The following is an 8621-nucleotide window of genomic DNA, read 5'->3' on the forward strand; positions in this document are numbered from 1 at the left end:
CCATTCTGGGCCATTCCTTCGCCTATCTCCTCACGGGCGCGGTGATGACCGAGACGATCTTCTCCTGGCCCGGCGTTGGTTCCTACGCGGTCGATGCCGCCAGGTCGCTGGACTATCCGGCGATCATCGGCGTCACCATCGTGGGTGGGTTGGCGTTTCTCCTCGTCAACCTGCTGACCGACATCGCCTACGCCTATGCCAATCCCCGCATCCGCCTGAGCTGATGATGTCCATTTCCGTCGAAGCAACGAAAACCGCGCGCCTGCCGTCCTGGCTGACCGCCCCGCTCGCCCTCGGCATCGTCGTCCTGAGCGCATGGGTCGTGGTGACCGCGACGATCGATCTGTGGGCGCCCTATTCGCAGTTCGACATGGTGGGCGCGCGGCTGCGGCCGCCGAGCCTCGCCCATCCGCTCGGAACCGATGCGCTCGGCCGCGACGTGTTCACCCGGACCCTCTACGGAGCGCGCCAATCACTGCCCATCGCGGCGATTGTCGTGTCCGCCTCGGTCGCCATCGGCGCCCTGCTGGGCGCCATCGCCGGATTTGCCGGGGGGATCGTCGGAGGGGTCATCATGCGCCTTGTCGACATCACCCTTTCGTTTCCACCGGTATTGCTGGCAATGGCAGTTGCCGCTTCGCTCGGGCCGGGACTCGAGAACGCGGCCATCGCGATGGTCCTGGTCTGGTGGCCGATATATGCGCGGCTCATGCGGGCGCAGGTTTTGGAAGTTCGCGAGCGCGAGCATGTGGAGGCCGCCATCGTCGCCGGGGCCTCCCGGTCGCGCGTGCTCTTCAAGCATATCCTGCCGCTGTGTTGGACGCCGATCCTGATCCACGCCACGATGGATTTCGGCGGAGTGGCATTGCTGGCGGCTTCGCTTAGCTTCATCGGGCTGGGCGCCGCGCCGCCGACGCCCGAATGGGGCGCCATGATTTCCGAGGCGGCTATCCATTTCTATCAGTGGTGGATCGCCTTCGGGCCGGGCTTTGCGATCCTGACCATCGTGCTGGCATGCAATTTCATCGGCGATGGCTTGCGCGACTATATGGATCCACGCAACCGGTGAGCGGTCGAAAGATCGGCTGAGCGTCGCCCGAATTCACGGAACGACGCCGATAATACTACGAAGTTCCATCCGCGATCTTCGTGCGTCTTTCTCGTCAGCGCCAACTGCAGTGTGGCCGAGCCGTTCGATCGATGGATGACCAGGGAGGCGGGCCGGCACCGTCGGAGCCCTGCCGGCCCGCCTCTTCCCGCTTGCCAATTTGTGTTATATGATATATCAAAATCACAGACCCGCCAGATGCGGCCTGCTCGCCGTGGGGAGATGTCAAATGGATCGTCGGATCATCGAGGCTGACAAAGCATTGCGTGCCCGTGCGGCCAGGGTCGTTCCTGGCGGCATGTGGGGTCACCAGAGCGTTTCACGGCTCCCCGCCGGTTATCCGCAGTATTTCGAACGCGCGGCGGGCTGCCGGACCTGGGACGTCAACGGCCGCAGCTACATCGATTTCATGTGCGCCTGGGGTCCGATGGTCCTGGGCTACAACGACCCCGACGTCGAGGCTGCAGCGGCGGCTCAGCGCGCGCTGGGCGACGGCATGAACGGACCCAGCGCCCGCCAGGTCGAGCTTGCCGAACTTTTCGTCGAGACGGTTCCGCATGCCGACTGGGCGATGTTCTCCAAGAACGGCACCGATGCCACCACCGCCTGCGTGACGATCGCCCGTGCCGGTACCGGCCGGCGCAAGATCTTGCTGGCGCGGGGGGCCTATCATGGAGCGATCCCGTGGTGCACGCCGTCCGTCGCGGGCGTAACCGAGGAGGATCGCGCACATCTGATCTATTACGAATTCAACGATGTTCAGAGCCTTGAGGCTGCGGCGGAGCAGGCGGGGAACGACCTCGCGGCCATCCTCGTGTCGGCTTTCAAGCACGACCTCGGCAAGGAGCATGTGCTGCCGACGCCGGCCTTCGCCTCCTGCGCCCGTGCCCTCGCCGATGCCGCCGACGCGGCCCTCATCGTCGATGAGGTCCGCGCGGGCCTGCGCCTGCATCTCGGCGGCGCCTGGGAGTTGCTCGGAGTTCGGCCGGACCTTGCGGCCTGGAGCAAGGCCATCGCCAACGGGCATGCGCTCGCCGCCGTTACGGGGAACGACCGCTTCCGCGACGGCGCCACCAGGGTCTACATCACCGGCTCGTTCTGGACGGCGGCGGTCTCCATGGCCGCGTCGATCGCCACCATCACCAAACTGCGGAACACCGACGGTATCGGCCATATGCGGGCCATGGGCCAGCGCCTGCGTGACGGGCTTGACGCTCAAGCCGCGCGTCACGGCGTGAGGCTGCGGCAAAGCGGTCCGGTACAGATGCCGGTCTTCCTGTTCGAGGATGATGCCGAACGGCGCATCGGCAGCCGCTTCTGCCTCGAGGCTCTGGAGCGCGGCGTCTACATTCATCCGACGCACACCCTGTTCTTGTCAGCCGCCCATAGCGAGGCGGATATCGATGAAGCACTCGCGGCGACCGACGATGCGATGGCGATCGTCGCGCGACTTTAGTCCGTGGAGGCAGGCTCCGCCTCAGCGGCGGGGAGTCCTGGGCAGATGGCGCCCAAAGGCCTGGGAAGCCCGCCTTCCCACCTGTCCATGATCCGGCGCCAGCGATCCCCGACGACGATCAATTCGGGACATATCATGGATCAAGAAGGAGGCGACGACGGTGAATCTCGATAGCCGCATAGGGAAAGGCCGAAATGTTTCGGAAGAGTTTCTCGCCGACAGGGCAAAATTCATCCGACTCGAAACGCTGCGATTGACCCGTATCGCCGGTGCCGGACACTATTCCAGCACCTTTTCAGCCGCGGAGCTGTTTGCAGCGCTCTACTACGCCCATCTGCGCCTCGACCCCGCCAACCCCAAATGGCCCGACCGCGACCGCTTCGTGCTGAGCAAGGGCCACGCCGCCATCGGACTCTATCCGGTGCTGGCCGATCTCGGCTTCTACGAGCCGTCCAGGCTCGACGATTTCACCCGGCTCGGCAGCGCGTTCGGCGACCATCCCGACATGAAGAAGATACCGGGCATCGACTTCTCCTCCGGCTCGCTTGGCCACGGCCTGTCGATCTCGCTGGGTATGGCCTTGGCCGGACGGTTGCAGGGACGCAGCTACCGGACTTACTGCATGTTGGGCGACGGCGAACTCAACGAAGGGCAGATCTGGGAAGCCGCTATGGCGGCAGGCCAATTCAAGCTCGGCGGCCTCATCGGTCTCGTCGACCGCAATCAGTTGTGCATCGACGGTCCGACAGAAAAGATCATGTCGGTCGAGCCTATACATACCCGTTTTGAATCGTTCGGATGGGACGTCAGGCGCATCGACGGCCATGACCTCGGGGCCATCCGGCAGGCACTGGATGACCTCAGGCCCGCCGGTGAAGGCAAGCCGCAGATGATCATCGCCGACACGATCAAGGGGCGCGGCGTCAAGCGCATGGAGCTTTCGCTCGACTGGCATGTCGGCAACCTCGTCGGAGCCGATTACGACGACGCCTATGAGGAAATCTCGCAGGGCTTGAAGCCCTATGCCAACGGGGACACGCGATGACCGCACAGATGGACAATTCCGGACAGGACCAGAGCGCTCTCTTCCGCGGCGACGACAAGGAAATCTCGCTCAAGGACGCCAAAAGCGTCCGTGGCACCCCGGCAAATTCGATGCCGGCCTTCATCCTGGGCGAGGAACTGGCCGATCTGGCCGAGACCGATCCGCGCATCGTGGTGGCCACCGCGGACCTCGCCAACTCCAGCCGCACCCGCGATTTCGCCAATCGGCATCCTGGCCGATTCATCGACTTCGGCATCGCCGAGCGCAACATGATCACGGCCGCTGCCGGGATGGCCTCCTGCGGCATGATTCCCTATGTCGCCACCTTCGCGGCGTTCAGCGGGATTCTGGCCACTGAGGCGATCCGCACGGACTGCGCCTATCCACGCATGCCGGTGCGCATCATCGGCCATCACTCCGGCATCTCGATGGGGTTCTACGGCACCAGCCATCATGCGCTGGAGGACATTGGCATGATGCGCACGATCGCCGAGCTGACGGTCGTCTGCGCGGCGGATGCCAACCAGTTGCGGGCCATCCTGCGGGCGTCGCTGGATCATCCGGGCGCCATGTACATCCGCCTCGGCCGCGGCCGAGATGCGGAGGTCTACGGCGAAATTCCGGCCGGATTCCGGTTCGGAAAGGCCGCAATGCTGCGTGATGGCCGCGACCTCACCATCATCGCCACCGGCTCGCAGGTCCATGCCAGCCTCGCGGCGGCCGACAGGCTCCTCGGCGAGGGCCGCAGCGTGCGCGTCCTCGACATGCATACGGTCAAGCCGATCGACCGTGAAGCTGTGAAGGCGGCCGTCGCCGAAACAGGCGCGATCCTGACCGTGGAGGAACACAACGTTATCGGCGGTCTCGGCAGCGCCGGCGCCGAGGTGCTTGCGGGCGGACCGGCCATCCCGTTCCATCGCCACGGCATCCATGACGAGTTCTCGCTGATCGGCCCGCCCGCCGCGCTCTATGCTCATTACGGGCTGGACGCCGATGGCGTGACCCGTACCGCCAGGGAGCTTCTGGCCAGAGCCGGCTGACATCGCATTCGGCCATGCCCCGCGACAGTCCCGATAGGGCGCCACTGCACCGAGGAGACGCATCTTGATCGAAGCCGCAAAGCCCGCTGCCGACGCGCCTCCCGCCTGCCGCGCCCGCCTGCCCCTCGAAGGCGTCAAGGTCCTCGATCTGTCGCGGGTGCTCGCTGGTCCCTGGGCGACGATGAGCCTGGCCGATCTCGGCGCCGAAGTTTGGAAGATCGAGAACATCGACGGCGGCGACGACGCACGCGCCTGGTCGGTGCCCAACTACAAGGGGGTCAGCACCTATTATCTATGCGCCAATCGGGGCAAGCAAAGCATCGCGCTCGACCTGAAGAATTCCGATTGCGTGGCAATCATCCACGAACTGTCGCGTAAAGCCGATATCGTGGTGGAAAACTTTCGCGCCGGCGTCGCCGACCGTCTCGGTATAGGTTGGCAGGCACTCAGCGAGATCAACCCGCGCCTGGTCTATTGCTCGATCTCCGGTTACGGACAGACCGGTTCTGGCGCGTCCCGCCCCGGCTACGATTTCGTCATGCAGGCCGAGAGCGGCCTGATGGCGATCACGGGCGAACCTGGCGGGGAGCCGATGCGCTTCGGCGTGGCCATCACCGACATTGTATGCGGCATGGTCGCGGTGCAGTCGATCCTGGCGGCCCTGCTCGAGCGTCAGCACACCGGGACAGGCCAGTATGTCGACCTTGCTCTCTACGATTGCGCGCTCAATCTCCTCGTCAATGTCGGGAGCGGCTATCTCAACACCGCGGCGGCGCCCGACCGCTTCGGCAACGCGCATCCGGCGGTGGTTCCTTACCAGGTATTCCAGACGGCGGACGGCTGCTTCGCGCTCGCCGTCGGCAACGACCGTCAGTTCGCGGCTCTGTGCGAAAAAGTGGTCGGCCTGCCGGATCTGGCCAGGGACGAGCGCTTCGCCACCGCAGCATGCCGCGCGCTCAACCGCAGCGCTCTTATCCCGCAACTGGCCGCCGTCTTTGCCACCGGCACGCGCGACCATTGGATGCGCGCCTGTGCCGCCGTCGCCGTACCGGCAGGTGAAGTCAAGACCGTCCCGGAAGTCCTGGACAATCCCGATCTGCGCGAACGCGGCACGGTGCAGACCTTGCATCATCCCGCTCTCGGGCCGGTGTCGCTGATTGGGCCGGCGCACGGCCTGGCCGCGCAGAAAGTCGCCTCCTATCGCCCGCCGCCCCTGCTCGGGCAGGACACGGAAGCCGTGCTGAAGACCGTGCTCGGCTATGACACGAAGACCATCCGGCGCCTGTGCGAGGCAGGCACCATCGGCGTACCCGAGCCGGTCGAGCCGCAAGCTTTCACCTGAAAGGGACAATCCGTGCCGTCCGCGTCCTCCTATCCAAAGCAAGTCCTGCTTCATATCGGTGGCTTGTGGCGGCCGGCGGGTGGCGGCGCCTGCCTCGATGTCTTCAACCCCGCGACCGAGGCGGTTCTGGGATCCTGCGCTCATGCCGCGAACGCCGATCTGGACGAGGCGCTCGCCGCCGCCGCCGCCGGCTTCGGCATTTGGCGCGGCGTCGCCGCGTTCGACCGGTGCAAGCTCATGCGCAAGGCCGCCGCGCTGCTGCGCGAGCGTAGCGAACATATCGCCACGCTGATGACGCTGGAGCAGGGCAAGCCGCTTGCCGAAGCCCGGCTGGAGGCGCTCGCCGCCGCCGACATCATCGACTGGTTCGCCGAGGAGGCTCGCCGCGCCTACGGCCGTGTCGTGCCTCCCCGCATGGACGGCGTCAGCCAGATCGTGACCAAGGAACCCGTCGGCCCGGTCGCCGCTTTCACGCCCTGGAACTTTCCCCTGAACCAGGCCGTGCGCAAACTGGCGGCCGCGCTCGCCGCCGGCTGCTCGATCATCGTCAAAGGGCCGGAGGAGACACCAGCGGCCCCTGCCGAACTGGTGCGGGCTTTCGTCGACGCGGGCCTGCCGGCCGGCGTCGTCAATCTCGTCTACGGAACGCCGGCCGATATATCGAACTACCTGATCCCACATCCGGTCATCAGGAAGATCTCCTTCACCGGCTCGACGGCCGTGGGCAAAGAGCTCGCCGCGCTGGCGGCCCTGCACATGAAACGGGCGACCATGGAGCTGGGCGGCCATGCGCCGGTGATCGTGTTGCCCGACGCCGATGTCGCACAGGCCGTACGCGTCATGACCGCTGCGAAATTCCGCAATGCGGGGCAGATTTGCGTGGCGCCTACGCGCTTTCTGGTCGCCGAGACGGTCTATGACGACTTTGTCGAGCGCTTCAGCGAGACGGCGCGCTCCATACGTGTCGGTGACGGGCTTGTCGCAGGCACCGCAATGGGGCCGCTCGCCAATCCGCGCCGTGTCCGGGCGATGGAAGACTTGACCCAGGATGCGATGCGACACGGCGCTGAACTGGTCACCGGCGGCAAGCGCATCGGCAACGCCGGCAACTTCTTCGAGCCCACCGTGCTCTCGCACGTGCCACAGCAGGCGCGAGCGATGAACGAGGAGCCGTTCGGACCCATGGCCTTGATGGTTCCCGTCAGGGATCTCGACGAGGCGCTGGCGGAGGCCAACCGGCTCGATTACGGCCTGGCCGCCTATGTCTTCACTCGCTCGGCGGCAAGCGCGGCCCGGCTATCGGCGAGGATCGCCACCGGTATGGTGTCCATCAACCATTACGGGCTCGCCCTGCCGGAAGTTCCGTTCGGCGGCATCAACGATTCCGGCTATGGCACGGAAGGAGGCGCGGATGCGCTGGAGGCCTATCTGAACACGCGGTTCGTCAGCCATTCGACAGCCTGACGTGCCGGTGGAGGCGACATCTGCGGGATGCGTCTTTCGGAGCGCCGCTTGGGGGCACCGTCCGGAAGAGCAAAACCCGGACTACGGCGCCTTCTCCGCGGACCTCGCGGCATCCCTGTTTTGCGCGCGCTCGATTTCCTCCAGATAGCTCAGGAAGTTGCGGCCGCCCTCCATGAGGTCGCTTTCGATGGCGGTGCTGATCGCTTGGGGATCCCGCCTGCGCAGAGCCTTCAGCACGTTGAGGTGCTGATGGTCCCCATCGTAGGTCGGATGGCCATGCGGATAGAGAAGGGTCAGGAGCGAGCCGATCTGTATCCACAAGCGCTCGAGTATCTCGATCAGGTGCGGCATGTGGGACAGACGATAGATCGTGAAGTGGAAATCGTAATTGGCCTGCAAGGCCATCGGATAATCCCTGTCCCGCTCCGCCTGGATCAAGGTTTCGTGAATGCCAGCCAGCCTGTCGATGAGGGCGTCATCGATATTCGGCAGGGCTTGAAGGGCGGCATAGGGTTCGAGCAGCTGGCGGATTTTGCGGATCTCCAGATACTCCTGAAGATTCACCTGCCTGACCCGGATATAGTAGCCGGGTTTCATCTCCAGCGCACCGTCCTTGACGAGCTGCAAGAGCGCTTCGCGCACGGGCGTTTCGCTGGTCCCCATACCCTGGGCCAGGTCACGTATTTTCAGTCGGTCTCCCGGGCGATAGCGGGCGGACATGAGTTGCTGGCGTAGATGCAGATAGACCTGCGATGACAGGCTCTTCGTTTGAATATCCACGACAGGCTGCATCAAAAATCACCGCATTCGTCTGCACGATGGACAAGGAGGGGCTTTTCATCCCGGTGGTACTATTGGCAAGGCTGGTAGTCCAGAGTGCCGCGACACGAGATTAACCAGATGCGTGTCCGCCGCGTAGAGAGCAGGCTCGGGAAAACTGGACAGGTGGGATATGTGGAGTTTCTGCCCCAAGTCGGTATGATGGCCGCGACAGGAGAGGCCAGGGCCAAACGACCGCGGCGGAACCACACGCCGACCTTCAAGGCTATCACTGCTTTGGCAGCTTTTTAGGGCTGAGCCTGCGGCGGCAATGCGGACATCGGGTTTGGGTTGGCCGTTCGAGCACGGCGATGATGGCTGCCCTGATCGCTGGAAGAGTCGGCCGT

At 64.8% G+C, this 8621-nt stretch carries 8 protein-coding genes; 7 read left to right on the plus strand and 1 reads right to left on the minus strand.

Features of this window, described 5'->3' with window-relative positions:
• From WMK75_RS17355 to WMK75_RS17385, 7 genes are all read left to right on the plus strand, one after another.
• Positions 1–224, plus strand: a 224-nt coding sequence (locus WMK75_RS17355; RefSeq protein WP_347268844.1) for an ABC transporter permease subunit, incomplete at its 5' end; no start/stop codon positions are given.
• 2 nt (positions 225–226) lie between these two features.
• A complete protein-coding gene (locus WMK75_RS17360) occupies positions 227–1069 on the plus strand; it encodes an ABC transporter permease (protein ID WP_347268845.1) in 843 nt (280 codons plus the stop codon).
• A gap of 268 nt (positions 1070–1337) precedes the next feature.
• On the plus strand, positions 1338–2564 hold the full coding sequence (locus WMK75_RS17365) for an aminotransferase class III-fold pyridoxal phosphate-dependent enzyme (RefSeq protein ID WP_347268846.1): 1227 nt from the start codon (positions 1338–1340) through the stop codon (positions 2562–2564).
• A 160-nt stretch (positions 2565–2724) separates the two neighbouring features.
• Complete coding sequence (locus WMK75_RS17370; protein ID WP_347268847.1) at positions 2725–3609, plus strand: transketolase; 885 nt, start codon at positions 2725–2727, stop codon at positions 3607–3609.
• Positions 3606–4649: a transketolase C-terminal domain-containing protein gene (locus tag WMK75_RS17375; RefSeq protein ID WP_347268848.1), complete on the plus strand. Its 1044-nt coding sequence runs from the start codon at positions 3606–3608 to the stop codon at positions 4647–4649. Before WMK75_RS17370 ends, WMK75_RS17375 begins: the two co-directional genes overlap by 4 nt.
• Before the next feature lie 64 nt (positions 4650–4713).
• Complete coding sequence (locus tag WMK75_RS17380) at positions 4714–5991, plus strand: CaiB/BaiF CoA-transferase family protein (protein WP_347268849.1); 1278 nt, start codon at positions 4714–4716, stop codon at positions 5989–5991.
• A 12-nt stretch (positions 5992–6003) separates the two neighbouring features.
• Entirely contained in the window at positions 6004–7455 is a 1452-nt protein-coding gene (locus tag WMK75_RS17385) for an NAD-dependent succinate-semialdehyde dehydrogenase (protein WP_347268850.1), read from the plus strand.
• Between the two features lie 81 nt (positions 7456–7536).
• On the opposite strand, the gene WMK75_RS17390 is transcribed toward WMK75_RS17385, so the two are convergent.
• The gene (locus WMK75_RS17390) at positions 7537–8247 is read right to left on the minus strand and encodes a GntR family transcriptional regulator (protein ID WP_347268851.1); all 711 of its coding nucleotides are present in this window, start codon (positions 8245–8247) and stop codon (positions 7537–7539) included.
• Positions 8248–8621: the final 374 nt, after the last annotated feature.

Origin of the sequence: Paracoccus sp. (in: a-proteobacteria), assembly GCF_039808215.1 — a bacterium.
Lineage (GTDB): Bacteria > Pseudomonadota > Alphaproteobacteria > Rhodobacterales > Rhodobacteraceae > Paracoccus.